Source organism: Candidatus Competibacteraceae bacterium (genome assembly GCA_016713505.1).
Classification (GTDB): domain Bacteria; phylum Pseudomonadota; class Gammaproteobacteria; order Competibacterales; family Competibacteraceae; genus Competibacter_A.
In genome coordinates, this window is record JADJPA010000001.1 from 870,706 (window position 1) to 897,458 (window position 26,753).

At 62.3% G+C, this 26,753-nt stretch carries 22 protein-coding genes and 1 other RNA gene; 16 read left to right on the forward strand and 7 right to left on the reverse strand.

Features of this window, described 5'->3' with window-relative positions; translation table 11 throughout:
- Positions 1–64 precede the first annotated feature (64 nt).
- The 5 genes from glgA to IPK09_04035 form a co-directional block, all read right to left on the reverse strand.
- Positions 65–1,294: a glycogen synthase gene (gene glgA, locus IPK09_04015; GenBank protein MBK7982782.1), complete on the reverse strand. Its 1,230-nt coding sequence runs from the start codon at positions 1,292–1,294 to the stop codon at positions 65–67.
- A 135-nt stretch (positions 1,295–1,429) separates the two neighbouring features.
- Positions 1,430–2,008 (reverse strand): NAD(P)H-dependent oxidoreductase, encoded by a 579-nt coding sequence (locus IPK09_04020; GenBank protein MBK7982783.1) that lies wholly within the window; start codon positions 2,006–2,008, stop codon positions 1,430–1,432.
- 91 nt (positions 2,009–2,099) lie between these two features.
- On the reverse strand, positions 2,100–2,759 hold the full coding sequence (locus IPK09_04025; protein MBK7982784.1) for a fumarylacetoacetate hydrolase family protein: 660 nt from the start codon (positions 2,757–2,759) through the stop codon (positions 2,100–2,102).
- Between the two features lie 124 nt (positions 2,760–2,883).
- The gene (locus IPK09_04030; protein MBK7982785.1) at positions 2,884–3,921 is read right to left on the reverse strand and encodes an alpha-E domain-containing protein; all 1,038 of its coding nucleotides are present in this window, start codon (positions 3,919–3,921) and stop codon (positions 2,884–2,886) included.
- A gap of 2 nt (positions 3,922–3,923) precedes the next feature.
- Entirely contained in the window at positions 3,924–5,378 is a 1,455-nt protein-coding gene (locus tag IPK09_04035) for a circularly permuted type 2 ATP-grasp protein (GenBank protein MBK7982786.1), read from the reverse strand.
- A 954-nt stretch (positions 5,379–6,332) separates the two neighbouring features.
- Between IPK09_04035 and IPK09_04040 the strand changes: the two genes are divergently transcribed.
- Both IPK09_04040 and IPK09_04045 read left to right on the forward strand, forming a co-directional pair.
- Positions 6,333–6,683 (forward strand): helix-turn-helix domain-containing protein, encoded by a 351-nt coding sequence (locus IPK09_04040; protein ID MBK7982787.1) that lies wholly within the window; start codon positions 6,333–6,335, stop codon positions 6,681–6,683.
- Positions 6,684–6,765: 82 nt separating this feature from the next.
- Positions 6,766–7,419 (forward strand): polysaccharide deacetylase family protein, encoded by a 654-nt coding sequence (locus tag IPK09_04045; GenBank protein ID MBK7982788.1) that lies wholly within the window; start codon positions 6,766–6,768, stop codon positions 7,417–7,419.
- Positions 7,420–7,458: 39 nt separating this feature from the next.
- Here IPK09_04045 and metH read toward each other — a convergent pair whose 3' ends face one another.
- Both metH and IPK09_04055 read right to left on the reverse strand, forming a co-directional pair.
- Positions 7,459–11,157 (reverse strand): methionine synthase, encoded by a 3,699-nt coding sequence (gene metH, locus IPK09_04050; GenBank protein ID MBK7982789.1) that lies wholly within the window; start codon positions 11,155–11,157, stop codon positions 7,459–7,461.
- A gap of 39 nt (positions 11,158–11,196) precedes the next feature.
- Positions 11,197–11,556 carry a YraN family protein gene (locus IPK09_04055; GenBank protein MBK7982790.1) on the reverse strand — a complete coding sequence of 120 codons (360 nt, stop codon included), beginning with the start codon at positions 11,554–11,556 and terminating at the stop codon, positions 11,197–11,199.
- 54 nt (positions 11,557–11,610) lie between these two features.
- Between IPK09_04055 and rsmI the strand changes: the two genes are divergently transcribed.
- From rsmI to IPK09_04125, 14 genes are all read left to right on the forward strand, one after another.
- A complete protein-coding gene (gene rsmI, locus IPK09_04060) occupies positions 11,611–12,474 on the forward strand; it encodes a 16S rRNA (cytidine(1402)-2'-O)-methyltransferase (protein ID MBK7982791.1) in 864 nt (287 codons plus the stop codon).
- A 43-nt stretch (positions 12,475–12,517) separates the two neighbouring features.
- Positions 12,518–12,868: RNase P RNA component class A (rnpB, locus tag IPK09_04065), an RNA gene on the forward strand.
- A 305-nt stretch (positions 12,869–13,173) separates the two neighbouring features.
- Positions 13,174–13,626: a division/cell wall cluster transcriptional repressor MraZ gene (gene mraZ / locus IPK09_04070; protein ID MBK7982792.1), complete on the forward strand. Its 453-nt coding sequence runs from the start codon at positions 13,174–13,176 to the stop codon at positions 13,624–13,626.
- 2 nt (positions 13,627–13,628) lie between these two features.
- Positions 13,629–14,567, forward strand: a complete 939-nt coding sequence (gene rsmH / locus IPK09_04075; protein ID MBK7982793.1) for a 16S rRNA (cytosine(1402)-N(4))-methyltransferase RsmH — start codon at positions 13,629–13,631, stop codon at positions 14,565–14,567.
- Positions 14,564–14,839 carry a cell division protein FtsL gene (ftsL, locus tag IPK09_04080; GenBank protein MBK7982794.1) on the forward strand — a complete coding sequence of 92 codons (276 nt, stop codon included), beginning with the start codon at positions 14,564–14,566 and terminating at the stop codon, positions 14,837–14,839. The genes rsmH and ftsL overlap by 4 nt, the downstream gene beginning before the upstream one ends.
- A 37-nt stretch (positions 14,840–14,876) precedes the next feature.
- Positions 14,877–16,598, forward strand: a complete 1,722-nt coding sequence (locus IPK09_04085) for a penicillin-binding protein 2 (GenBank protein ID MBK7982795.1) — start codon at positions 14,877–14,879, stop codon at positions 16,596–16,598.
- A gap of 8 nt (positions 16,599–16,606) precedes the next feature.
- Positions 16,607–18,118: a UDP-N-acetylmuramoyl-L-alanyl-D-glutamate--2,6-diaminopimelate ligase gene (locus IPK09_04090; GenBank protein MBK7982796.1), complete on the forward strand. Its 1,512-nt coding sequence runs from the start codon at positions 16,607–16,609 to the stop codon at positions 18,116–18,118.
- Complete coding sequence (locus tag IPK09_04095; protein ID MBK7982797.1) at positions 18,119–19,510, forward strand: UDP-N-acetylmuramoyl-tripeptide--D-alanyl-D-alanine ligase; 1,392 nt, start codon at positions 18,119–18,121, stop codon at positions 19,508–19,510.
- Positions 19,510–20,595 carry a phospho-N-acetylmuramoyl-pentapeptide-transferase gene (locus IPK09_04100; protein MBK7982798.1) on the forward strand — a complete coding sequence of 362 codons (1,086 nt, stop codon included), beginning with the start codon at positions 19,510–19,512 and terminating at the stop codon, positions 20,593–20,595. The genes IPK09_04095 and IPK09_04100 overlap by 1 nt, the downstream gene beginning before the upstream one ends.
- A 14-nt stretch (positions 20,596–20,609) precedes the next feature.
- Positions 20,610–21,971 carry a UDP-N-acetylmuramoyl-L-alanine--D-glutamate ligase gene (locus IPK09_04105; GenBank protein MBK7982799.1) on the forward strand — a complete coding sequence of 454 codons (1,362 nt, stop codon included), beginning with the start codon at positions 20,610–20,612 and terminating at the stop codon, positions 21,969–21,971.
- On the forward strand, positions 21,965–23,173 hold the full coding sequence (gene ftsW / locus IPK09_04110) for a putative lipid II flippase FtsW (protein MBK7982800.1): 1,209 nt from the start codon (positions 21,965–21,967) through the stop codon (positions 23,171–23,173). The genes IPK09_04105 and ftsW overlap by 7 nt, the downstream gene beginning before the upstream one ends.
- Positions 23,170–24,255, forward strand: coding sequence for an undecaprenyldiphospho-muramoylpentapeptide beta-N-acetylglucosaminyltransferase (murG, locus tag IPK09_04115; GenBank protein ID MBK7982801.1), 1,086 nt, complete (start codon positions 23,170–23,172; stop codon positions 24,253–24,255). Before ftsW ends, murG begins: the two co-directional genes overlap by 4 nt.
- 39 nt (positions 24,256–24,294) lie before the next feature.
- Complete coding sequence (gene murC / locus IPK09_04120; protein ID MBK7982802.1) at positions 24,295–25,740, forward strand: UDP-N-acetylmuramate--L-alanine ligase; 1,446 nt, start codon at positions 24,295–24,297, stop codon at positions 25,738–25,740.
- Positions 25,741–25,796: 56 nt separating this feature from the next.
- A complete protein-coding gene (locus tag IPK09_04125) occupies positions 25,797–26,747 on the forward strand; it encodes a D-alanine--D-alanine ligase (GenBank protein ID MBK7982803.1) in 951 nt (316 codons plus the stop codon).
- Positions 26,748–26,753: the final 6 nt, after the last annotated feature.

Below are 26,753 nucleotides of genomic sequence, written 5' to 3' on the forward strand. Positions count from 1 at the left end.
AAAGCCGGCAAGGGCTCTCGAAGCCCTGGCATCATGGTGCGGGATCGCTTGAGGTTTGGGGCCATCAATTCCGCTGCGGCCGCAACCGTTTGTAAAGATCGAAGGTTTGCTGGGCGATGCTGCGCCAGCTGTAATAGCGCTCGACCCGTTCGCGACCTGCTTGAGCCATGCGCTGACACAGTTCGCTGTCGTTAGCTAGCCGGTTGATGGCATCGGCCAAGCCGCGTTCGAATTTTGCCGGGGCGATCGGATCGTGCGGCGGTTCCGCTGACAGGTGCGGGTCGACCAGGAATCCGGTATCGCCATCCACCACGACTTCGGTAATGCCGCCGACCGCGCTGCCGACCACGGGCGTTCCGCACGCCATGGCCTCCAGGTTGATGATGCCGAACGGCTCGTAAATCGAAGGGCAGCAAAAGATGGTCGCGTGCGAATACAGAGTGATGGTGGTTTGCCGCGATACCATTTTCGGAATCCAAACGATGCCGTCCCGCTGTCTTTGCAGTTCCTGCACCATCTCTTCCAGCTCGCGCTGCATGGCTAGGGTGTCGGCGTCGCCCGCGCAAAACACCACCTGTAATTTGCGGTCGAAGTGCGGGACCGCCTGCAACAAATAATAAAGACCTTTCTGTCGGGTCATCCGGCCGACGAACAGCACGTAGGGGCGATCGGGGTCGATGCCCAGTTCGACGAGCGTTTTGGGATCGTGGGTCGGTTTGTATTCATCGATATCGATGCCGTTGGGAATGACCACGACTCGGGTGGGATCGACATCGAACAGCCGCAGCACGTCGTCGCGGGTGCTGCGCGAGACGGCAATAATGGCGTCGGCCATTTCGAGCGCGGATTTCTCGATCCAGCAGGACAGATCGTAACCGTGACCGAGTTGCTCGCGTTTCCAGGGCCGCAGCGGCTCCAGCGAGTGAACGGTGATCACCAGGGGGATATTGTAAAGAATCTTGGCCAGAATACCGCTGAAGTGGGCGTACCAGGTATGGCAGTGAATGACCTCGGCGCTGCCTTCCAAATCGACGATCCCCTGACCGACAAACGCCAGACAGGTGCTCAACGCCTTGAGCGGTGACACGAAGGGTTGCGGGCAGCCGGCGAAATGGGTGGCGTCCATCTTGATGCCGCGCACGTGCAGTTGACCTTCATCGAGCGTTTGATCGTGGAAGCTGCGGACTTCCACTGGAGTGAGCTTGGCCAGCTCGCGAGATAGATACTCGACATGGACGCCGGCACCGCCGTAAACGTAAGGGGGATATTCGTTGGTGGTCAGCAGGACGCGCATTGTTGTTGTACTCCCTTGCCGGGCTAACGGCCGTGAGGTGGAACGGGTTCCGATGGAGCGTCCAGTCGGAAAGACTGATTATTGCAGCATTATGCCAAGCGGAGTACGCCTAATGGAAGAGTGAAGCAAAGCCATTCAAAACCCTGCCATTACAGCGCGAACTTCATCGAGCATCGCCTGTCGTTCGGCGTGAGAAACGGTCGTCACCTCATAGAAAGCTCGGTGCGTGACGTCGTGGATTCCGCAAGCGCCCAGCACGCCCTCGACCATGGGGCGAACCAGCAATTCGTGCCAGCGCTCGCGTTGGTAAGTGACCTCATCGCCACCCAGCGTATTGATGATCAGCGCTTTTTCGTGAGTCAACAACCCTTTCATGCCGCCGGCGCCGACCTCGAAAGCAAACTTGTGGGTGAAAACCCGGTCGATCCAACCTTTTAAAATGGCCGGTGGCCCAAACCACCAGATCGGGTAGATGAACACCAGTTTGTGCGCCCAACGGACGGCATCCTGTTCGCGGCGGGTGTCGGCCGGCAGGTCGCCGCGCCAGTTGCGCATGAGGTCTTCACCGTCCAATACCGCCCGGCAGTGCATCTCATAGAGGTCGTGGAGGCGCGCGGCATGGCCGCGATCGCGCAAGGCGGTTTCCACTACCTCAAGAATGGCCCGATTGAAGCTGCGCGGGTTAGGATGAGCGTAAATGATGAGCACATTCATGAGGCTGCAATCGCGTTGCCTGTCGCGGGAAGCCAGTTCCAGGACGCCGGGGCGACGGTTCGAGCCTCGGAGAGGCGGTGTTGCAGGTCGCTCATGCGACCCGCGCGGCAAAACGGTGACCGGCTAAACCCAGAAGCAGTTGGTCGCCGGCTTGCAACGGCCCGACGCCAGCCGGCGTACCGGTCAGCACCACATCGCCCGGTAGTAAGGTAAAGTGAGTGGAGATATGGGCGATCAGTTCAAAAATGCCGAGCATCATGGATCGGGTGTTGCCTTGCTGGCGGAGTTCGCCGTTGACGTGCAACGTTAAATCGGTGGCTTGCGGGTCGGGTAGGGCGTCTGGCGCTAGAAAAGGCGATAGCGGGCAAGCGCCGTCGAAGGCCTTGGCGGTTTCCCAGGGCTGGCCTTTCTGCTTGGATTGGTTTTGCAAATCCCGCAAGGTCAAATCCAGGGCGATGCCGTAGCCGGCGACGGCTTGGCGGGTGGTGTCGGGGCCGGCGTTGCGCAGTTGCCGGCCTACCAACACAGCCAGTTCCACCTCATGATGGCAACTACCCCGGTTCTTGGGCAGTCGAATCGGCTCGTCCAGTGCCGTAAGCGCCGTGGAGGGTTTGATGAACAGGATGGGTGTTTCCGGCACCGCGTTGTTCAGTTCGCGGATGTGGTCCAGGTAATTTCGACCGATGCAAACGACCTTGCCGGGGGGCAGATGTAGTGGGCTGCCATCTAGATAGCGATGCTGGTATGTCACAAAACTCTCCTTACCCGCTTTGACGAATTCCGGCGTCTATTGTCCGGTAAGGAGGTTGAAGGCCGCAACGCACGCCGCTAAAAAACGCCGGCGCGGTCAGTACCCAGCCGTTGATGGCGAGAGCTCACGCCATGAAATAGGTCACTGCGATCAGATTGTGCAGAGCGCCCAAATCGATCTGAAATTCGTCGATGAATTCGTGTAAGCCTTGGTGCGCCAGCTCAGGTATTTCGGCCGAGTTCAACCGCTGTTTGAGAGCATCGACAGCGGCCAGCGAGGCGGCGTTTTTGGGTAGCTTGCGCAGGCAGAACTCCAATTCTTGCAAGCAAAACGACACGGCGCGCGGAAAGGAAGGGTCTTGGAGCAAGAATTTCACCACGTCGGAACCGCCGACCCGCAGGCGCACTTGCTGGCGATACATCTGATAGGCGCTCAACGATTTCAGCACGCTCATCCATTGAATGCTATCGAACGGGTTTTGCTCTACCGGTTTGGATGGCATGCTTTGAAGCTGGCTTTGAGTCAGGGTTTGAACCTGGCTTTGGGTTTGACGGCTTTCGGCCTTGCGAGGTGTTCGGGCTTGTTCGGACACTGCCGGAAGAGGGATGCGCGGCAGCAGATCGGCCGAGCGCACGTCCAGAATTCGGGTCGTCATATCGGCGCGCTCCAGAAAGCGGCCCAGCCGGACGAAATCGTAGGCGGCGCTGCGGCTCATGGACCCGGCCAGCAGGCCGTTGATCTGCTGCGCGCCGTGAATGACCCGGCGCAAAAATTCAAACCGGCCGCGTCGGGTCGGCAGGTGGTCGCGCGCGAAGATGTATAAGCTGTTGATCTGCTCCCAGGCTTCTTGCGGCACGGTGTCGCGCGTGGTGCGCAAATTCTCGCGGGCGGCGGCCAGACTGCACAGGATCGAACCGGGATTGTCGCTATCGCCGATCAGAAATTTGACGACGGTGCTCTCATCGGCAAGCCGTTCGGGGTCTTTTTCGTAAAACTGTTCTTCGGCGCCGACGATGAAAATCAACGGCAACCAGCCAAAGGTCATGCTGCGCGGCAGGTCCAACAACAGGTTGGTGTTGACGTTGATGAGGCGGGCCGTGTCTTCGGCGCGCTCGATGTAGCGCGCTATCCAGTAAATATTATGGGCGACGCGAGATAGCATGATCAGAGGCCCTCAGTGTCGACGATCCAGGTATCCTTGCTGCCGCCCCCTTGCGAGGAATTCACCACCAGGGAACCTCGGCGCAGCGCCACCCGGGTCAGTCCGCCGGTGGTGACGTAAGTCGTGGGACCGGACAGCATAAACGGTCGTAAATCGACATGGCGGGGTTCCATGTGTTCGTCGCACAGGGTCGGCGAGGTGGATAGCGCCAGAGTCGGCTGAGCGATGTAGTTGCGGGGGTCCTTTTGGATCAGTTCGGCGAAGCGCTTGCGTTCGGCGGGTTTGGCGTGCGGCCCGATCAGCATTCCGTAACCGCCGGATTCGTTGGCCGGTTTCACCACCAACTTATCGAGATTGGCCAGCGTGTGTTGGCGATCCAATTCCCGCATGCACAAGTAGGACGGCACGTTGGGGATGAGCGGATCCTGATCGAGATAGTACTTGATGATCTCGGGCACGAAGGCATACACCACCTTGTCGTCGGCCACCCCCGCGCCCGGCGCGTTGGCCAGCGCCACCTTGCCCTTGCGCCAGGCCCGCATCAGACCCGGCACGCCCAGCGCGGAATCGGGTCGGAAGACCTCCGGGTCCAGAAACAGATCGTCGATGCGCCGGTAGATGACGTCCACTCGCGCCAGTCCTTCGATGGTGCGCATGTAAACGCAATCGTCGACGCCGATTTCCAGATCGCCGCCTTCGACCAATTCGACGCCCATCTGTTGAGCGAGGTAGGAATGTTCGAAATAGGCCGAGTTGTAGATGCCGGGCGTGAGCACCACGACGGTCGGCTGATCGCCGGGCCGCGGTGACAGTGAAGCCAGCATGTCATACAGCCGCAAGGGGTAATCATCGACCGGCTGGATGCGCTGGTGTTCGAACAGCTCCGGGAACACCCGCTTGGTGACCACCCGGTTCTCCAGCATGTAAGACACCCCGGAAGGCACGCGCAGGTTGTCTTCCAGCACGTAAATCGTGCCATCGCGCTCGCGCACCAAATCCGAACCGCAGATGTGCGCCCACACGCCGTGGCGGGGGTTGACTCCGACGCATTGCGGCCGGAAGTTAACCGATTGCGCCAGCACCTCGGCCGGGAAAATACCGTCCTTGATAATTTGTTGGTCATGATATAGATCGTCGATGAACAGGTTCAGCGCCTGCACCCGTTGCTTGAGGCCAGCTTCCGTGCGACCCCATTCGGTTTTGGGGATAATGCGCGGCACGATATCGAACGGCCAAGCGCGGTCGATGCTGGCGCCTTCGGTGTAGACGGTAAAGGTGATGCCCATGACCAGGATCGCGAGTTCGGCGGCGGTTTTGCGCTCGCGTAATTCCGTATCGCTCAGGGAAGCGAGATAGTCGCACAGCGCCTGAGCCGCCGGACGAGGCCCCGTTGCGCTGTCGATGAGTTCATCGTAATGGACGCCCGATGCGGCGTAACGTTGCCACTCGATGGTCATTGTCGTTCCTTAGGATCGGCGTGTTTTGATGGAGGAGCGGTAAAGCTTCAGCAAAATCCAAGCCAAGCCACTTTAATCAAGCCTTTTCCCCTACCGATAGCAAAAAATTAACTATCTGAATCATATTAGATTTATTTTGAATTGTTGCCGTTTTGAACAGTCGGTTCGCCCGCATCGGCAAGCGGCTGGCGAGAGCGTGCAAGCGCCTGCCAAATCCGCTGGATGCGGGAAATAAAGACTATTCATGCCCGTTCCTCGCACTCAAAGGGTGCGGAGCCTTAAGGCTTGCACGGTGAAAGTGCGGGCAACAACGAGCTTATCGGGGAAAAACCAAGACTGGCGGAGGCAACCAGTGAGCTTTCGCCACACTCGTTTCAGGGTCGATAAGGTCTGCCCATCGGTCTAGTCGCAAGTCGATGACCTCGCTCGTTGAAGACGGCGACCCCGAATGTTCCGCAACGTTAGATTTGCCTGGGTGCGGCTAAGCCGCCTCAGCAGTACGGCACAAATCGCGGGAAGCGTGGACCGGCGCGGGCGCGCGGATTGGCCGGCAAGTTTTGGATTGTGCGCGCTCCTACGCAGGCGGCTCGGCGCTAGCCCTTTGCTCCTTGCGGCGCACAAAACTTACTCCGAACGCAATCCATGACGGTCGAGGTGATTTTAGCTTTCACGATCAAGATGTTGTCGATGCGGAATGCGCATCGTTTTTAAACCGCGCGGCGCATTTTTGCGGTAATGTGTAGGAGGCAGTTGATATGACTGCTCTTATCGAGTTACAATTTCTTTATTCAAGTGTAATAATTACACCATGCGCCTCAAATATTCTTAATCTTGATAAGAAATTTAACTTGAGTCGATGCAAACTAACCAAATAAATTTTTTATTTTGTTTCCTTAGTTTGACATATTAATTTTCATCATACTGGTCGATAAAATACCATAAGGGGCAAGAAAGATGGATTTTGGTAGCTATGTGCGGCAGCTCCGGGAGCAGCGTCGTGAAGTAAACCGTCGTTATTCAGTGCGTCAGACTGCTCAACGGATCGGGGTGGAACCCGCCTATCTCAGCAAAATCGAACGGGGTGATGTTTCTCCCCCCTCTGAGGATACCATCAGAAAGCTGGCTGCCGATTTGGGTGAAGATGCTGATTTGCTGCTGGCTTTAGCCGGTAAGGTGTCCAGCGACATCCGCGAAATCGTCATGAAACGCCCCATCTTGTTCGCTGAAATGATCCGTGGTTTGAGCGATGTCCCGGATGATGAGTTGACGGTGTTGGTTCGCCGGGTTCGCAACGGCGAGTGGTGAGAATGTCGCGGGCGGTCTTGCCTTGGAAAGCAGGGCGGCATCGGATTGGTTGGCGAGGACGAGTTAACGCTCGGTGTCGAGGATGAAAGTCGTTCAAAGTTGGGATGATGGTGTAGTTGATGACCTTCACTTGACGGAATTGTTACGTCGCTATGGTGCTACAGCCACTTTCAACCTGAACCCCGGTCTCCACCAGTCGCGGCGTGCCTTCAGTTGGCGGTACGGTGACAAGGAAGTCTGGCGGCTCGGCCAAGAAGAACTCGCGGCCGTTTACGCCGGGTTTGAAATCGCCAATCATTCGATGACCCATCCGAATCTACCGGATTTAGCGTCGGCGGATTTGGCGCGTGAAGTGGGCGAAAGCCGCCGCATCCTGCAAGATTGGTTTCAGCAGCCGGTTCGCGGTTTTTGTTATCCCTTCGGAACGTGGAATCACGCCGTCAAGGAGGCGGTGCGCGCCGCTGGTCATGTCTGCGCTCGTACTGTTGCGGAGGGCGCTTCGGTGTTTCCGCCCAGCGATCCCTTGGAATTTGGGGTTAGTTGCCGGTTCGCCGACCCCGCGTTTTGGAGCCGCTACGAACAAGCCAAAGCGAACGATGGCGTGTTCTTTTTTTGGGGCCACAGCTACGAATTGACCGACGATGGAATGTGGGCGGATTTGGAAAACAAAATCGCCGGCATCAGCGCCGATCCGGCGGCGGAATGGGTCAATCTCGAAAGTTTGTTTGCTGCCTGATCTTTCGCGTTATTCGGCCTTCCATGGCCTGATTTTCGCTTATTCCTCCGGCTCGTAACCCAAGTTCGGCGCGAGCCACTTTTCCGCCTCCGCCACTGTCCAGCCCTTGCGGCGGGCGTAATCGGCCACTTGGTCGCGGTCGATCCGGCCCACCCCGAAATAGCGCGCTTCGGGATGGCTGAAATACCAGCCGCTGACCGCTGCGGTCGGGGTCATGGCGAAATGCTCGGTCAAATGAATCCCGGCCTTGGTTTCCGCGTCCAGCAGTTGCCAGAGCAAGCCCTTCTCGGTGTGATCGGGGCAAGCGGGATAGCCGGGCGCGGGGCGGATACCGCGATAGCGCTCGTCGATCATGGCCTCGTTGTCCAACGCCTCGTTGGCCGCGTAACCCCAGAATTCCTTGCGTACCCGTTCGTGCAGGCGCTCGGCAAATGCTTCGGCCAACCGGTCGGCTAATACTTTCAAGAGGATGGCGCTGTAGTCATCATGGGCCTTTTGGAAAGCGGCGACACGCTCGTCGACGCCGATTCCAGCCGTGACCGCGAAGGCGCCGAGATAATCGGCGACGTGGGATTCTTGCGGGGCGATCCAATCGGCCAGGCAATAATGCGGTTTGCTGTCCGGTTTCGGCGTTTGCTGGCGCAGGTGATGCAGCGTCAGAATGACCTGCTGGCGGCTGTCGTCCGCATACAGGGCGATGTCGCCGTCGCCGGTCCGATTGGCGGGGAAAAAGCCGATCACCGCCCGCGCCGTCAACCAGCGTTCGGTGATGATTTTGTCCAGCATCGCCCGCGCCTGCTGGAATAATTGACGGGCTTCCGCGCCTTGGTCGGGATCGTCGAGAATCGCCGGATAGCGCCCCCGCAGTTCCCATGCCTGAAAGAACGGTGTCCAATCGATTCGCTCGACCACATCTGACAAAGGATAATCGTCGAACGCGCGCACCCCCAGGAAGGTCGGGCGTGGCGGGAGGTGGTTTGTCCACTCCAGGTTTGGCCGGTTGGCGGACACTTGGGCGAGCGGCAACAGCGGTTCCCGACTGCGCCGTTTGGCGTGTTGTTCGCGCTTTTGCGCGCAATCGGCCTTGGTGCGGGCCACGTAGTCGGCCTTGGCGTCGGTGCTAACCAGATTCTGCGCCACACCGACCGCCCGCGAAGCATCCTTAACATAGATCACCGGGCCGGGATACTGCGGGTCGATTTTGACGGCCGTATGCACCCCGGAGGTGGTCGCGCCGCCGATCAGTAGCGGAATGGAAAAATCCTGCCGTTTCATTTCCTTGGCGACGTTGACCATCTCATCTAGCGATGGGGTAATCAGCCCGGACAAGCCGATCATGTCGGCGTTGTGCTCGCGGGCGGCATCGAGGATTTTTTGCGCCGGCACCATCACCCCAAGGTCGAAAACCTCGAAGTTATTGCACTGGAGCACCACGCCGACGATGTTCTTGCCGATGTCGTGGACATCGCCCTTGACCGTCGCCATCACGATCCGGCCGTTGGAACGGCGTTCGCCTTCGCCCTGTTCGGCTTCGATGAACGGGATCAGATAGGCCACCGCTTTCTTCATCACCCGCGCGGATTTCACTACTTGCGGCAGGAACATCTTGCCCGCGCCGAACAGATCGCCGACCACGTTCATACCGTCCATCAACGGGCCTTCAATGACGTGCAGCGGCCGCTCGGCCTGCTGGCGGGCTTCCTCGGTGTCGGTTTCGACAAACTCGTCGATACCCTTGACCAGCGCGTGTTCCAGCCGCTTGGTCACCGGCCAGGAACGCCAATCCTGCTCCTCGCGCTTGGGGCCGGCCGCACCGCTTTCGTCCTTGTACTGGTCGGCGATCTCCAACAAACGCTCGGTGGCGTCCGGGCGACGGTTTAGAATCACGTCCTCGACCCGCTCGCGGAGTTCCGCCGGAATGTCCTCGTAAATCGCCAGTTGCCCGGCGTTGACGATGCCCATGCTCATGCCCGCCTGGATGGCGTGGTAGAGAAACACTGAATGAATCGCCTCGCGCACCGGATTGTTGCCCCGGAACGAGAACGAGACATTGGACACGCCGCCGGAGATCAGGGCGTGCGGCAGTTCCGCCTTAATCCGCCGGGTGGCCTCAATGAAATCCACCGCGTAGTTGTTGTGTTCGGCGATGCCGGTGGCGACTGCGAAGATATTGGGATCGAAAATGATATCCTGCGGCGGGAAACCGACCTGTTCGGTCAGAATCCGATACGCCCGTTGGCAGATGGCGAATTTGCGTTCCTCGGTGTCGGCCTGACCCTGTTCGTCGAAAGCCATGACGATGGCCGCCGCGCCGTAACGACGAATCAGTTGGGCTTGACGGATAAATTCCGCTTCGCCTTCCTTCATGCTGATTGAGTTCACCACCGGCTTGCCTTGGATGCATTTCAAAGCGGCTTCGAGAATCTCCCACTTGGAAGAATCAATCATGACCGGGACTCGCTGGATATCTGGCTCCGAGCCGATCAGATTTAGAAAGATGGTCATCGCTTCCTTGGAATCGAGCATCCCTTCATCCATATTGATATCAATGACTTGTGCGCCGTTTTCGACCTGTTGCCGCGCGACTTTGAGCGCGGCGGTATAATCACCAGCTTTGATCAACCGTTTGAAGACCGCCGAGCCGGTGACGTTGGTGCGCTCGCCGACATTAACGAACAGCGACTCCGGGCCGATGTTCAGCGGCTCCAATCCAGACAGCCGGCAATACGGTTCGATGCTTGGAATCGCGCGGGGTGGGAAGTCTTTGACGGCTTCCACGATGGCGCGAATGTGGGCGGGTGTGGTGCCGCAACAGCCGCCGACGATATTGAGAAAACCGCTTTCGGCGAATTCCCGAATCGTGGCCGCCATTTTTTCCGGGGTCTCGTCGTATTCGCCAAAGGCGTTCGGCAGGCCCGCGTTGGGATGAGCGGAAACGTAAGTATCCGCAATGCCCGCTAATTCGGCGATGTAAGGCCGGAGTTGGTCCGCGCCCAGCGCGCAATTCAGGCCGAAGGACAGCGGGCGGATATGCGAGAGCGAGTTCCAGAACGCCTCGGTGGTCTGGCCGGACAGGGTGCGTCCCGACTTGTCGGTGATGGTGCCGGAGATCATCACCGGCAAACGAATGCCCGCCGTCTCGAAAACCTGCTCGATAGCAAACAGCGCTGCCTTAGCGTTCAAGGTATCGAAGATGGTTTCCACCAGCAGGATATCCGCGCCACCTTCGATCAAGCCTTGGGCCGCTTCAGTGTAAGCGGCGACCAGATGATCAAAGCGGATATTGCGGAAGCCGGGATTGTTCACATCCGGCGACAGGCTGGCGGTGCGCCCGGTCGGGCCGAGAATGCCGGCGACGAAGCGCGGCCGTTCCGGCGCGCTGTAGCGGTCGGCGACTTCGCGCGCCAGTTTCGCCGCTTCCCGATTCAGTTCCGGCACCAGGCTTTCCATGCGGTAGTCGTGCATCGACACCGAGGTGGAATTGAAGGTGTTGGTTTCGATGATGTCCGCGCCTGCTTCCAGATAGGCGGCGTGAATCTCGCGGATGATCGCCGGTTGGGTCAGCACCAGCAGATCGTTGTTGCCCTTAAGGTCGCTCGGCCAGTCGCGGAACCGCGCGCCGCGATAATCGGCCTCCTGCAAGCGATAACTTTGAATCATGGTGCCCATCGCGCCATCCAGAATCAGAATGCGGCGGGCCAACAGGTCTTGCAATAGGGCGGTTTTATCGACGGTCATCGGTGAAATACTCGGTTACTTCGGCTGAACGACAAAAATTCACGTAAGCTGAAACGCATCCCGAATCCATTCGACGCGTGGTTCAACGCCGGTCTGGAGAATCGCCACCACATCGAAGCGGCACGGCAGGTCGAGACGCTGGCGTTGCAGGTAAAAAGCCGCCGCGCGCAACAGCCGCTGCTGCTTGATGCGGGTCACCGATTCGGCGGGCGTACCGAACTGGCTGGAACGGCGGCTGCGCACTTCGACGAACACCAATTGGCCGCCATCGCGCAGGATCAAGTCCAGTTCGCCGACGCGGCAGCGGAAATTGCGCGTCACCAAGGTCAGGCCGCGCGCTTCCAGATAGCGCAGCGCAAAATCCTCGGCGGCGGCTCCTTGCGCGATGCGACTGATCACGGATGGTCTCTCTGCGGAATTCCTAAAAACTGACGCATTGTAAAGGCTTGAATCATGACCGTCGAATCCGGCGCGCTTTACGTGGTGGCGACTCCCATCGGTAATCTGGAAGATATCACCCTTCGAGCGCTGCGCGTCTTGCGCGAGGTGGATTACATCGCCGCCGAGGATACCCGCCATACCGGCCGCTTGTTACGGCATTTTGAGATCGATAAGCCGTTGTTGTCGCTACACGAACATAACGAACGCAACCGGCTGGAGCAGGTGGCGGCGCTCTTGGAGCAGGGTAAATACGTCGCGCTGGTGTCCGATGCCGGTACGCCGTTGCTCAGCGATCCGGGGTTTCCGCTGGTGCGCGAACTACGCCGCCGCGCATTGCGTGTCATTCCCGTGCCGGGGCCGAGCAGTCTGCTGGCGGCCTTGTCGGCGGCCGGATTGCCGACCGACCGCTTCGTCTTCGAGGGCTTTCTCCCGGCCAAAAGCGCTGCCCGGCGCGAGCGGTTGCGGGCGCTGGCGAGAGAGGAGCGTACTCTGATCTTTTTCGAGTCCAGCCATCGGCTTGCCGAAGCGCTGCTCGATCTGGCGACGGAAATGGGTGGAGATCGTCCGGCCGTGATCGCGCGTGAACTGACCAAACGGTTCGAGGAAATCCAAGGCGCGCCATTAGCCGAATTGCTGCCGTGGCTCCGGCTCGATCCTAACCGGAGCAAAGGCGAATTTGTGATATTGGTGCGGGGCGCGCCAACCCCCATTGAAGCGGATACCCCGGATAATCGCCGGTTGTTGGCGGCCTTGCTCTCAGAGCTTCCGGCAAGCCGCGCCGTAGTGGTGGCGGCGCGGCTGACCGGCTTGCGCAAGCAATCGCTGTACGATCTCGCGCTGGCGCTAGGTCATGAACAAACCCCTGAAAAATCTTGATTGCGGCTTGCCAAATCGGGCAGCGCCGTGGACACTATGCGCGGAAACCGGCCGGGCGGTCGCCGTATCGCGTTGCGGTATGGAGGAAAGTCCGGGCTCCATAGGACAGGGCGCCAGGTAACACCTGGGCGGCGCGAGCCGACGGAAAGTGCCACAGAAAACACACCGCCCACGTTCGCAAGAACCGGTAAGGGTGAAAAGGTGCGGTAAGAGCGCACCGCGCGGCTGGTAACAGGCGCGGCACGGTAAACCCCGCTCGGAGCAAGACCAAATAGGGGAGCATTATCGCGTGGTCCGCGCGGCTTCCGGGTAGGTCGCTACAGGCGTCTGGCGACAGGCGTCGCAGAGGAATGACCGTCCTCGACAGAACCCGGCTTACAGGCCGGTTTCCTTTCCCTCCTTGTTTCCTTTCATCAAGTTCGTCGGCTCCGCGCGGGTTGACGCGCCCAAGGTATCCCTATTATTTTCCCTCCTTTTTTTCGCCGTGTCAGCCTTGCCCAAAGGGGCCTGATTTAGCGGATAAAACGCGGTCCCTAATTTTGTTAATTTTTTTAAAACTATGTTATATAAAAAAATTTTCCAAATCTTATTTAAACGATCTTCCTTGACAGCAGCCCGTGGACCTACCTATAGTTAGTGGCGAAAAGTGGGAGAAAGTGGGGGGCCGAGAAGAATTCGGCGCGCTGAAAGGAGCCATCGTTGTTCCGAGGAATCCATCAATTATCGCTCGATAACAAGGGCCGTCTGTCAGTGCCGACTGCTTATCGCCAGCGATTGTTGGAAACCGGTGATGGCCAAATGGTGCTGACGATCGACCGTGACCGCTGCCTCCTGCTATATCCCCTGAACGTCTGGGAAGACATCGAACGCAAGCTGATCCAACTTTCCAGCACCAACAAACGCGCCCGAGCTTTGAAGCGCTTGCTGTTGGGACATGCCGAAGAATGCGGGCTAGATGCGGGCGGACGCATTTTGCTGCCGGCTCCGTTGCGGGAGTTCGCGGGGCTTGAAAAGCGGGTCGTGCTGGTGGGGCAGGGCAATAAATTTGAAATTTGGAACGAGGCGACTTGGTGCGCGTGGCGCGATTCAGCGCTGGACAGCGACGATGATGATGGCGACGCCATGCCGGATTTGGATGCGCTGGCCTTCTGAGCATGGCGCGAGCATTGTCGCCTCATCGCCCGGTTCTGGTGGACGAGACGCTGGATGCGCTGGCGATTCAGGCGGACGGGCGTTATGTGGATGCCACCTTCGGCCGGGGAGGACATACGGCGGCCATTTTGGCGCGGTTGGGGCCGGCCGGGTCAGTGCTGGCGCTGGATCGGGACCCGGCGGCCGAGCGCTGGGCGAGCGCCGAATTTGGGACCGATGCGCGGTTTCAGTTCGTTCGAACCCGCTTCGGCCGATTGGCTCCTATTATCGCCGAGCGCGGCCTGTTGGGCCGGATACACGGCGTCTTGCTCGATTTGGGCGTGTCTTCCCCACAGGTGGACGACCCAGAGCGCGGTTTTAGCTTCATGCAGGATAGTGCGTTGGATATGCGGATGGACCCGAGCTGCGGCGACAGTGCGGTTGCGTGGATTAATAAAGCGACTGAGCAGGACTTGGAACGAGTGCTCGTGGAATTTGGTGAGGAACGGTTTCACCGGCGGATCGCCCGCGCCATCGTGGCGGCTCGCCAGCACACCGCCATCACCACGACCGGGCGCTTGGCGAAGATCGTGTCCGCCGCCGTTCCGACCCGCGAGCCGGGAAAACATCCGGCGACTCGGACTTTTCAGGCGGTGCGGATTGCGGTCAACGAAGAATTGAGTGAGTTGCGGGCGGTGTTGCCGCAAGCGGTTCAGGCGTTGGCGCCCGGAGGACGATTGGCGGTGATCAGCTTTCATTCATTGGAAGATCGGATAGCCAAGCGCTTCCTGCGAGAGCAGGCGCGAGGTCGGGAGCTGCCGCTGGATTTGCCGGTGGCGGGACTGCCGGAAGGGGCGACCCTGCGTCGGGTGGGTCGGACCATCCGACCCACGGCGCAAGAAGTCGCGCGCAACCCGCGCGCCCGCAGCGCGATATTGCGCGTGGCGGAACGGCTCGGGTGAAGGGTCCGTTATTAGTGATCCTCCTATTGGCCGGCGCCGTTTTGGGGTCGGGGGTCGGGGTGGTGTACACGCGCCATCTCAACCGGCAATTTTTTATACAGTTGCAGAAATTGCAAGCGGAACGGGACAGCCTCGATGTGGAATGGGAAGCGTTACAACTGGAACAGAGCACCCTGCTCATGGACGCCGCCATTGAGGACAAGGCGCGCCGCCGCCTGAATATGCTGATCCCTGACCCCGCCGACGTTCTCTACATCAAGCCCCATGACTAAATTTCCGCTTACGGCATTGTTGAAAAGGCCGCCACGGATGACGCGTGCGCACCTGCCGCTGGCGGCGCGTCATCGCTTGGTGGTGGGGCTGTTACTGGCGGGGGCCGGCGCCATGATCGCGCGCGCTGCCTACCTGCAACTGGTGCATAACGACTTTTTGCAAGAGCAGGGCAAGGAGCGCTTTTTGCGCGTGGTCGAGGTGCCGGCCCACCGCGGCATGATCCTGGATCGCAGCGGCGAACCGCTGGCGGTCAGCTCGCCGGTCGATTCGATTTGGGCGCAGCCGCAACAATTGTTGCAACAGCGCGAACGCTGGCCGGTGCTGGCCCGTTTGCTCGGATTGCAAGCCGGGGAATTGGAGCAGAAGCTGGCGGAAAACGACGACCGTCAGTTCCTGTATTTACGCCGGCATCTAGCGCCGGGTCTGGCCCAGCAGATTCTGGCGCTCAAGATTCCTGGCGTGTACTCAAAGCGCGAATATCGGCGCTACTACCCCGACGCCGAGGTCACTTCTCATTTGCTGGGCTTCACCGATATCGACGACGCCGGCCAGGAAGGATTGGAAAAAACCTTCGATGCTCAACTGCGCGGCATCCCTGGCAACAAGCGAGTGATCCAGGATCGGATGGGTCAGGTGGTGGAGGATGTGGAAAATATCCGCGCCCCGCAACCCGGCAAGCCGGTGGTGCTCAGTATCGACCGACGGTTGCAATATCTGGCGTATCGCGCGCTCAAGACCGCGGTCATGGAAAACCGGGCCAGCGCCGGTTCGGCGGTGATCGCGGACGTGCAAACCGGCGAGATCCTGGCGATGGTCGATCAACCGGCGACCAATCCCAACAACCGTCGCTCGCTGCGCGGGGAATTGCTCCGCAACCGGGCGATCACCGACGTCTACGAACCGGGTTCGACGTTGAAGCCTTTCACGGTCGCCTTGGGGCTGGAGAGCGGCAAATGGAGCCCCCACAGCTTGATCAACACCGCGCCGGGGACTCTCAAGGTAGGCCGTTATCTGGTGCGCGACACGCACAACTACAAGACTATCGACGTCACGCGCGTCATCAGCAAATCCAGTAACGTCGGCACCAGCATCATCGCGTTGTCGATGCCGGCGGAACGCTTGTGGCAGCTGTACAAGAACATCGGTTTTGGCGCTCAAAGCGGCATCGGGCTGATCGGCGAGCAGGCGGGCGTGCTGCATCACTTCAATCAATGGAGCGATATCGGTCTTGCCAATCATTCGTTCGGGTACGGGCTTTCCGTTAACATGGTGCAACTGGCTCAAGCCTATATCGTCTTGGCGGCGGACGGCGTCCGGCGGCCGCTGACCATCTTGAAGCGCGAGCGACCGCCCGATCCGTCCGAGGAGCGGCGGCTGTTGTCGGCCCGCGCGGTGCGGCAGGTGCGGGCGATGCTGGAGGAGGCGGTGAGCAAGGAAGGAACCGGTCTCAAGGCCTCGGTCCCTGGTTATCAAGTGGCCGGCAAGACCGGCACCGTCCATAAGATCGTCAACGGTCGTTACGCCAGCGACCGCTATTTCTCGCTGTTCGCTGGTATGGTGCCGGCCAGCGCCCCCCGGCTGGTGATGGCCATCATCATCGACGAACCCAAAAGCGGAGCTTATTACGGCGGCACGGTGGCGGCGCCGGTGTTTGGCAAGACCATGGGCGGGGTGTTGCGGATCATGAACATCACCCCAGACGACATGCCGTCCATGAAGATCGCCGGAACGGTTCCGACGGTTAGCGTGGTGCCGTGAGGCCCATCATGGCGCTGACGCTGGGCGAACTGTTGGCGGGCTATGCTGCCGTGCCGGCGGAGTTGGCCGGGCGGCCGCTGGCCGGCTTGGCCACCGACAGCCGCGTGCTGCGAGCGGGCGAGGTGTTTTTCGCCTTGCGCGGCGGGAACCGGCACGGCTTGGAGTTCCTTCGGGCGGTCGAAGCAGCCGGAGCGTCCGCGATTGTCTGGGAGCCACCTTACCAGGGGCCGTTGCTGGCGACCGAACGAGGGATGCCGCTAGTGGCGGTTCCGGAGTTACGCCAGAAGCTGGGGCCGATCATCGCCCGCTATTACGGCGAGCCTGCGCGGCGCCTGCGGGTGGTCGGTCTCACCGGCACCGACGGCAAGACTTCTTGCGCCCATTTCATCGCCCAGGCGCTCGGCGCGGGCGATTCGGGACCCTGCGGCATTCTCGGCACGCTGGGCGCCGGCGTCTACGGTCAAACGGAGCCATCCCCGCACACCACGCCGGAGCCGCTGGCGGTGCAGCGCTGGCTGGCGGGGCTGGTCGCCGACGGCCGGCGTTGCGCGGTGATGGAGGTCTCCTCGCACGCTTTGGAGCAGGGCCGGGTCAACGGAGTGGAGTTCGCGGCGGCGGTATTGACCAATCTCACGCGAGATCACCTGGATTATCACGGAAGCCTGGCGGCCTACGCGGCAGCCAAGCGCCAGCTGTTTTTGCAGCATCGACCGCGCTGGAGCGTGCTGAATCTGGACGATAGCTTCGGTCGCGACCTCGCCGCCGAGTTGCCAGATTCGCAAACCGTGGTCGGTTATGGTCTCGGCGAGCGGCTGGGACGAGCGGCGCACTTCGTCTGGGGTGAGGCCTTGGAGCTGACGCCGGCCGGTTTGCGAATGCGGGTTCGTTCGTCCTGGGGCGATGGCGAATTGCAGGTCGGCTTGCTGGGTCGGTTCAACGCCAGCAATGTGCTGGCGACGCTGGCGGCGCTGTTGGTGCTGGACATACCGTTTTCGCAAGCGCTGGCGCGGGTGGCGCTGACGGCGACGGTACCGGGTCGGATGGAGCGGCTGGGCGGCGCGAACGGGCAGCCGTCGGCGGTGGTGGACTACGCCCACACGCCGCACGCGCTCGAACAGGTGCTACACACCTTGCGGGAGCATGGCGGCGTGCGCTTGTGGTGCGTGTTTGGCTGCGGCGGCGACCGCGATCCCGGCAAGAGGCCGCTGATGGGCGCGGTGGCCGAACGCCTGGCCGATCGGGTGATCGTGACCGACGACAATCCCCGGACCGAAGAGCCGGGCCGAATCGTCCGGGATATTCTGGCTGGGTTGCGCCAGCCGGACGCGGTGACGGTAATCCGCGACCGGCGGGCCGCCATCGAGCGGGCGCTCGCCGACGCCGGGGCGGGTGATATCGTGCTGATCGCCGGTAAAGGGCACGAGGATTACCAAATCGTGGGTACGGAACGATTGCCGTTCAGCGACCGTGCGGTCGTGCGCCAGTGTTTGTTTTCCAACTCTCAGGATGAGGCCGCCTGAATGATTGATACGTTCTCGTCCATGCGCTTGCAGGACGCTGCCCGGTTGCTGAAGGGCGAGCTGTCCGGCGCGGATGCCCCCTTCAGCGAAGTGAGCACCGACAGCCGACGCCTGCCGGTGGGGGCCTTGTTCGTCGCCTTGGTCGGCCCTCATTTTGACGGCCACGACTTTATCGCCGCCGCGCGGGAGCAAGGCGCTTGTGCCGCGCTGGTCAGCCGGCGGGTGATGGGCGATCCGCTGCCGCAATTGCGGGTGACCGATACCTTGTTGGCGCTGGGTCAATTGGGAGCGGCCTGGCGCGAGCGGTTCGCCGGGCCCGTGATCGCGCTGACCGGCAGCAACGGCAAGACCACGGTCAAGGAGATGGTCGCCTCGATCCTGCGGACGCGGGGGCCGACCCTGGCGACCGAAGGCAATCTCAACAACGACATCGGGGTACCGCTGACGCTGTTGCGTTTGGGTCGAGAGCACGCCTACGCGGTGGTCGAGCTGGGCGCCAACCACCCTTGCGAGATCGCCTATCTGACCGGCTTGGTCCAACCCGATGCGGCGCTCGTCAACAATGCCGGTCCCTGCCATTTGGAGGGCTTCGGCGACGTGGCCGGCGTGGCCCGCGGCAAGGGTGAGATTTTTCAGGGGCTCGATGCGGATGGCGTGGCGGTCATCAATCGTGACGATCCTTACGCCGATTACTGGGTGGGCCTGAATAAAGGGCGGCGGATCGTCGAGTTCGGTTTGAACCAGCATGCCATGGTGGGGGGTCGGGTGCTCGATGCGACCACCAACCGTTTCCGGCTGCGGGTCGGCGCCGAGGATATCGAGATTCGGTTGCCGTTGCCGGGTCGCCATAACGTGATGAACGCCCTGGCGGCGGCGGCGGCGACCACGGCGGTCGGCACCAACCTGGAAGAGGTGCGCCGGGGTCTGGAAAATCTCCAAGGTGTCGGCGGTCGGCTGCAACGCTTGCGCGGCCGGCACGGCGGCGCGGTCATCCACGACGCCTACAACGCCAACCCGGCCTCGCTCGCCGCCGCGTTGAGCGCGATAGGCGGCGAGCCCGGCCGCAAATGGTTGGTGCTGGGCGATATGTGGGAACTGGGACCAGCGGCGGACGATTTGCACGCGCAATCCGGCAAGGACACCCGCGCCGCCGGCTTCGAGCGTCTTTATGGACTCGGCGAGCACAGCCGGGCGGCGGTGGCCGCCTTTGGCGGCGGCCGGCATTTCATGGAGATGGAGGCCTTGATCGCGACCTTGGCGGCTGACCTTAAAAGCGGCGGTGAAGCGGCGGTGATCCTGGTCAAGGGCTCGCGCGGCATGAAGATGGAGCGCGTGGTGACGGCGTTGGTGGAGGCCGGTGGTGGGACGATCAACCCGGAGGGACACGGCTGATGCTGGTGTTGCTGGCTGAATGGTTGGCCAATAATTTCTATACGGGATTCAATGTCTTCCAGTATTTGACGCTGCGGGGGATCTTGGGAACCCTGACGGCGCTGCTGATCTCGCTCATCGTCGGACCGGTCATGATCGAGCGCTTGAGCCACTATCAGATCGGCCAGCAGGTTCGCCAGGATGGGCCGAAAAGCCATCTGTCGAAAGCCGGCACTCCGACCATGGGCGGCGCGCTCATTTTGGTCGCCATCGCCATCGCCACGGTGCTGTGGGCTGACCCGCGCAATCATTATGTCTGGATCGTGTTGCTGACGACGCTGGCTTTCGGCGCCATCGGTTGGGCGGACGACTACAAGAAATTGATCCTGCGCAATTCGAAAGGATTGTCGGCGCGGGCCAAATATTCCTTGCAATCCGGCGTCGGTTTGGCGGCGGCGCTGCTGCTGTTTTTTACCGCTCAGGCTCCCATCGAGACCCAATTGATCGTGCCGTTTTTCAAGAATGTCGCCTTGAATCTCGGATGGCTGTTCGTCCCGCTCACCTACTTTGTCATCGTCGGTTCCAGCAACGCCGTCAATCTCACCGATGGCTTGGACGGTTTGGCCATCGTGCCGACCGTCATGGTGGCCGGCGCGCTGGCCGTATTTTGCTATGCCTCCGGCAACCGCATCTTCGCCGGCTATCTCGATATTCCTTACGTGGTGGGCGCCGGGGAGGTCATGGTGTTCTGCGGCGCGATGGTCGGCGCCGGCTTGGGCTTCCTCTGGTTCAACGCCTATCCGGCGCAGGTGTTCATGGGCGATGTCGGCGCGCTGGCGCTGGGCGCGGCGCTAGGCGTCATTGCAGTGGTGGTCCGGCAGGAGCTGGTGCTGTTTGTGATGGGCGGCGTGTTTGTCATGGAGACCGTATCGGTCATCCTGCAAGTCGGCTCCTTTAAATTGACCGGCCGGCGGATTTTTCGGATGGCCCCGTTGCACCACCATTTCGAACTCAAGGGTTGGCCGGAGCCCCGGGTGATCGTCCGGTTTTGGATCATCACCATCATTCTGGTGCTGGTCGGCTTGTCAACGCTGAAAATTCGCTAGGAGGAGACGCGCGGATGTTGTCATTGCGCGGAACCACGCTGGTGGTCGGACTCGGCAAAAGCGGCTTGTCCGCGGCGCGAGCGTTGATGGCGCTGGATGCCGCCGTCACGGTGGCCGATAGCCGGTTTGATCCGCCGGGACTGGCGGACTTGCGCGCGGAATTTCCAACCGTGCCGCTCCAGCTGGGTGAGTTCGATCCCGCGTTGTTGGCGAAAGCGGCGCGCTTGCTGGTCAGTCCCGGCGTGGCCGTCGCCACCCCGGCCATCGCCGCGGCGGCGCAACAGGGCGTGCCGGTCTGGGGCGACATCGAATTGCTGGCCCGCCTGACCCACGTCCCGGTGGCGGCCATCACCGGTTCCAACGGCAAGAGCACGGTCACGACCTTACTGGGCGAGATGGCGCAACGCGCCGGGATAGCAGCGGCGGTCGGCGGCAATCTGGGCACTCCGGCGCTGGAGTTGTGGCTGGCGCAAGAAAAAGGCGCGAACGCCGCCAAGCCGCTCGATGCCTACGTATTGGAGCTGTCGAGCTTCCAGCTGGAAACCACGTTCAGCCTGAACGCGCGGGTGGCGGCGGTGTTGAACATCAGCCCCGACCACATGGATCGCTACGCTACGCTGGACGATTACATCGCCGCCAAGCGCCGGATTTTTCGGGGCGACGGGGTAATGGTGCTCAACGCCGACGACCCGACGGTCGCGGCGATGGCCGAACCGGGCCGGCAGGTCGTGCGTTTCACCTTGGCCGAGCCGAATGAAGGTGATTTCGGCCTGCGTCAGCGCGCCGGGGAGAGCTGGCTGGCGCGCGGCGCCGAGCCTTGGATCGCGGCCTCGGAACTGAAGATCAGCGGCGAGCACAATCTGGCCAACGCGCTGGCGGCGCTGGCCATGGGTCACGCGCTGGGGTGGCCGCGCGCGGCGCTGCTGGCGGCGCTGCGGGAATTCGCCGGACTGGCGCATCGCACCACCTTGGTGCTGGAGCGGGCCGGCGTGCGTTGGTTCGACGATTCCAAGGGTACCAACGTCGGCGCGACGGTGGCGGCGGTGCGCGGTCTGTCGGGTCGGGTGGTGCTGATCGCCGGTGGCGACGGCAAGGGCCAGGATTTTTCGCCGCTGCGGGCAGCGTTGGCCGACAAGGCCCGGTCGGTGGTGTTGATCGGCCGCGATGCCCCCTTGATCGCCGCCGCGTTGGGCGACAGCGTGCCGCTGCAACGGGCGGCCGACATGGAGCAGGCCGTGCGTCAGGCGGCACAATGCGCGCAGGCCGGGGACAGCGTGCTGTTGTCGCCGGCCTGCGCCAGCTTCGACATGTTCAGCGGTTACGAGGAACGCGGCGCGGTGTTTGCCGCCGCCGTGCGGAAGTTGGCCGGATGCTGAGCGCTACCGCCGTTCAGGGCGACCGCGGCCGTTTGCCGAGCGCTGGCGAGCGGCGCGGCGCGTTGCCGTTTCCCGATCTGTGGATTCTGATTCCGGCGTTGTTGTTGCTGGTGCTGGGTTTGCTGATGGTGGCTTCGGCCTCGATCCCGATCGGCGTCAATCCGAAAACCGGTCAGGGGCAACCGTTTCATTTTCTGATCCGCCAAGCGTCGTTCGCGCTGGCCGGCTTGCTGGCGGCCGGCATCGTGTTTCAGGTGCCGATGGCGCGCTGGCGGCGGTTCGGACCGGTGTTATTGGTGGCGGCGCTGGGGCTCTTGGTCTTGGTGCTGATCCCCGGCGTCGGTAAGGAAGTCAACGGCAGTATCCGCTGGATTGGCGTGGGCCCCATCAATGTCCAGGTTTCGGAAATCGCCAAGCTGTTCGCCCTGATCTACGTGGCGGGCTATCTCAAACGCCACGGCGCGCAATTGCAGACGGCGGATTTTAAAACCTCGGCGCTGGCGCTGGCCCGACCGATGGGGGTGCTGGCGGTCTTCGCGGTGCTGCTGCTGCTGGAGCCGGATTTTGGCAGCGTGGTGGTGCTGATGGCGACCGCGCTGGGCATGGTGTTTCTGGCCGGGGTCAACCTCTGGCAGTTCGGAGCCTTGCAGGCGGGAACGGCGGCGGTCATGGCGGTGCTGATCCTGTCTTCACCCTACCGCCAGGATCGGGTGCTGAGCTTCCTAAGACCTTGGGACGATCCGTTCGGCAAGGGCTATCAGCTGGCGCAGTCGCTGATCGCCATCGGTCGCGGCGAGTTGTTCGGGGTCGGTTTGGGGCAGAGCGTGCAAAAACTGTTTTATCTGCCGGAAGCCCATACCGATTTTCTGTTCGCCGTGCTGGCCGAGGAATTGGGTCTGACCGGGATCATGGCGGTCATCGCCTTGTTCATGATCCTGGTCTGGCGGGCGTTTGAGATCGCGTGGCGGGCCGAACGCCTGGACCTGCTGTTCTCGGCGTATCTGGCTTACGGCATCGGACTCTGGCTCGGCCTACAGGCGCTGTTCAACATGGGCGTCAACATGGGCGTGCTGCCGACCAAGGGCTTGACCTTGCCGTTGATGAGCTACGGCGGCAGCAGCGTGGTGGTGATGTGCGTGACCCTGGCGGTGCTGCTGCGCATCGATGTGGAAACCCGCGCCGGGGGAGTGCGCGGCGAATGAACGCAGCCCGACCGGTATTGATCATGGCCGGCGGCACGGGCGGCCACGTATTTCCGGCGCTGGCGGTGGCCGAGCGGTTGCGCGAGCGCGGCTTGCCGGTGGTGTGGCTGGGAACCCGGCGCGGTCTGGAAGCGACGCTGGTTCCGAAAGCGGGCATCCCCATCGAATGGATCGGTGTCGCTGGGTTGCGCGGCAAGGGCATGGGCCGGTTGTTGGGAATGCCGTTGATGCTGGGACGCGCGGTGTGGCAGGCCGGAGCGATCTTGCGCCGCCTGCGCCCGCGCGTGGTGCTCGGCATGGGGGGGTTCGCCAGCGGGCCCGGCGGCATGGTGGCCCGCTCGCTGGGCATTCCGTTGGTGGTGCACGAGCAAAACGCCATCGCGGGACTGACCAACCGCTGGCTGGCGCGGGTCGCCGATCGCGTGTTGGAGGCGTTTCCGGCGACCTTTCCGAGCGCGCGGCGCGCGCTGACAGTCGGCAATCCGGTCCGGCAGCGCATCGCGGCGTTGCCGCCGCCCGCCGCGCGCTTGGCCGGTCGCGCCGGCCGCCCCCGCCTGTTGGTGGTCGGCGGCAGCCAGGGCGCTCTGGCGTTGAACCAGCTGGTGCCGCAAGCCTTGGCGTCGCTCGCGGAAGCACACCGCCCGGAGGTCTGGCATCAGGCGGGGGGCCGCTTGCACGAAACCGCGGAAACCGCTTACCGGGAGGCGGGCGTGACCGCGCGGTTGACGCCGTTTATCGAGGAGATGGCGGAGGCTTACAGCTGGGCTGACCTGGTGTTATGCCGGGCCGGCGCGCTGACCGTCGCCGAACTGGCGGCGGCGGGAGTCGGGTCGGTGCTGGTGCCGTTTCCGTTCGCGGTGGACGACCATCAAACCGCCAACGCGCGTTATTTGGAGCAGGGTGGGGCGGCGCTGATCCGCCAGCAGGCGGAGCTGACCGCGCAAAACTTGGCCGAGTTGCTGGGCGCGCTGTTGGGTGATCGCCCCCGCCTGCTGGGCATGGCCGAAGCGGCCAGAGGATTGGCAAGGATCGAAGCCGCCGAACGGGTGGCGACCGCGTGTCTGGAACAGGCGCGCACTTGAGCGATGGATACCCCGATGGATGAGATGAGAGACGACGAAATGGGCAAACCCAGTCTGGCGGCGATTCCCGAAGCTTGGCGCGACATGCGCCGGATCCGGCACATTCACTTTGTCGGCATCGGCGGCGCCGGCATGAGCGGCATCGCCGAGGTGCTGCTGAATTTGGGCTATAGCGTCTCCGGCTCCGATCTTAAAACCAGCCCGGTCACCGCCCGTTTGGCCCAATTGGGCGCGACGATCCGCCAGGGGCACCGAACCGAGCATGTGGCCGGTTGTGATGTCGTGGTGATTTCCAGCGCGGTCGCCGAGGACAATCCCGAGGTGGTGGCGGCGCGGGCGGCGCGGGTGCCCGTCGTGCCGCGCGCCGAGATGCTGGCCGAACTGATGCGGTTTCGCTACGGCATCGCGGTCGCCGGCACCCACGGCAAGACCACGACCACCAGCCTGATCACCAGCCTGCTGGCCGAAGGTGGCTTGGACCCGACTTTCGTCATCGGCGGTCGCCTGAACAGCGCCGGCGCCAATGCCCGGCTCGGCGGCGGCCGCTATCTGGTGGCGGAAGCCGACGAGAGCGATGCCTCGTTCCTGTTCTTGCAGCCGATGGTGGCGGTGGTGACCAACATCGACGCCGACCATTTGCCGACCTATGGCGGCGATTTCGAGCGGCTGCGCGAGACTTTCATCGAGTTCCTCCACCATCTGCCGTTTTACGGCTTGGCGGTGCTGTGCGCCGACGATCCGCAGGTGCGCTCGATCTTGCCGCGCCTGAGCCGGCCGGTGCTGACCTACGGCACCGGCGACGATTGTGACGCCCGCGCGACCGATATCGTTCAAGAAGGCTTGCGGACTCGGTTCCTGGCCCATTTGCCCAATCTGAAGTCGCCCTTGCCGATCACCTTGAACCTGCCGGGCCGGCACAGCGTGTTGAACGCCTTGGCCGCGCTGGCGGTCGCGCACGAGCTGGGCGTTTCGGAAACCGCCATCCGTCGCGCCCTACAGAATTTCCAGGGCATCGGCCGGCGCTTCCAGCAGCACGGCGAACTGCTGTTGCCCGACGGCGGCCGCGTCACCGTGATGGACGATTACGGCCATCATCCGCGGGAAATTCAGGCGGTGCTGGCGGCCTTGCGCGGCGCGTGGCCGCAACGGCGGCTGGTGCTGGCGTTTCAGCCGCATCGCTACAGTCGGACCCGCGATCTGTTCGATGACTTCGCCCTGGTGCTGTCCGAGGTCGATACCTTGATCCTGTTGGACGTGTACCCCGCCGGTGAGAAGCCGATTCCGGGCGCGGACGGCCGCAGCCTGAGCCGGGCGATCCGAACTCGGGGCAAGGTCGATCCGGTGTTCGTCGGACAGACTGGCGAAGTGCCGGCGGTGTTACCCGGACTGCTGCGCGATGGCGACTTGCTCCTGATGATGGGCGCGGGCGACATCGGAGCAATGGCGGTGCAGCTGGGCCGCGACGGACTGGCGGGCGGGCGCTGAGCTGAAAGCGGCGCGGCGAGCGTATATCTTCGGGCGGGCGAGCGTGGGAGGAGCGGATGCAACAGATACAGCAGACGACAGTGACCGATCCGGCGGCTTTCGGCAAGGTGGCGGTGTTGATGGGCGGCTGGTCGGCGGAACGGGAGGTTTCGCTCAAAAGCGGCGCGGCGGTGCTGGCGGCGCTGCGGGCGCGCGAGGTGAACGCCCACGGTATCGACGCCGACCGCGCGGTTTTGAACGCGTTGGCCGCCGGAAAATTCGATCGGGCCTTCATCATCCTGCACGGCCGCGGCGGGGAGGATGGCGTCGTTCAGGGCGCCTTGGAAATGCTGGGCATCCCTTACACCGGCAGCGGCGTGCTGGCCTCGGCGCTGGGCATGGATAAGTTGCGCACCAAGCAGCTTTGGCTGGGCATGGGCCTGCCGACGCCGCCTTATCGCAGGGTTGACAGCGCGGGCGAACTGGCCGCCGCCGCCGGCGAGCTGGGCTTGCCGCTGGCGGTGAAGCCGTCGCGCGAGGGTTCCAGCATCGGCATCAGCCGGGTCGACGAAGCCAGCCAGGCGTCGGGGGCGTGGGAACGCGCCGCCGCCTGCGATTCGCCGGTGCTGGTCGAGCCGTGGATTGTGGGCCAGGAATACACCGGCGCGGTGTTGCAGGGTGAAGCCCTGCCGCTGATCCGCCTGGAGACGCCGCGGGCGTTTTACGACTACGAAGCCAAATACCACGCTGACGATACTCGTTACCTGTGCCCCTGCGGTCTGCCCGCAGCCCGAGAGGCGGAGTTGCGGGAGCTGGTGCGCCGGGCTTATGCGGCGGTGGGGGGTTACGGCTGGGGGCGAGTGGATTTGCTGGTGGACGGACAGGGCCAGCCTTGGTTGTTGGAGGTCAATACCGTACCCGGTATGACCGATCACAGTCTGGTGCCGATGGCGGCGCGGGCGACCGGCGTGAATTTCGAAGCGCTGGTCTGGCGCATTCTGGAAACCAGCCTGTCGCGGGCGGAGTGAGCGCGC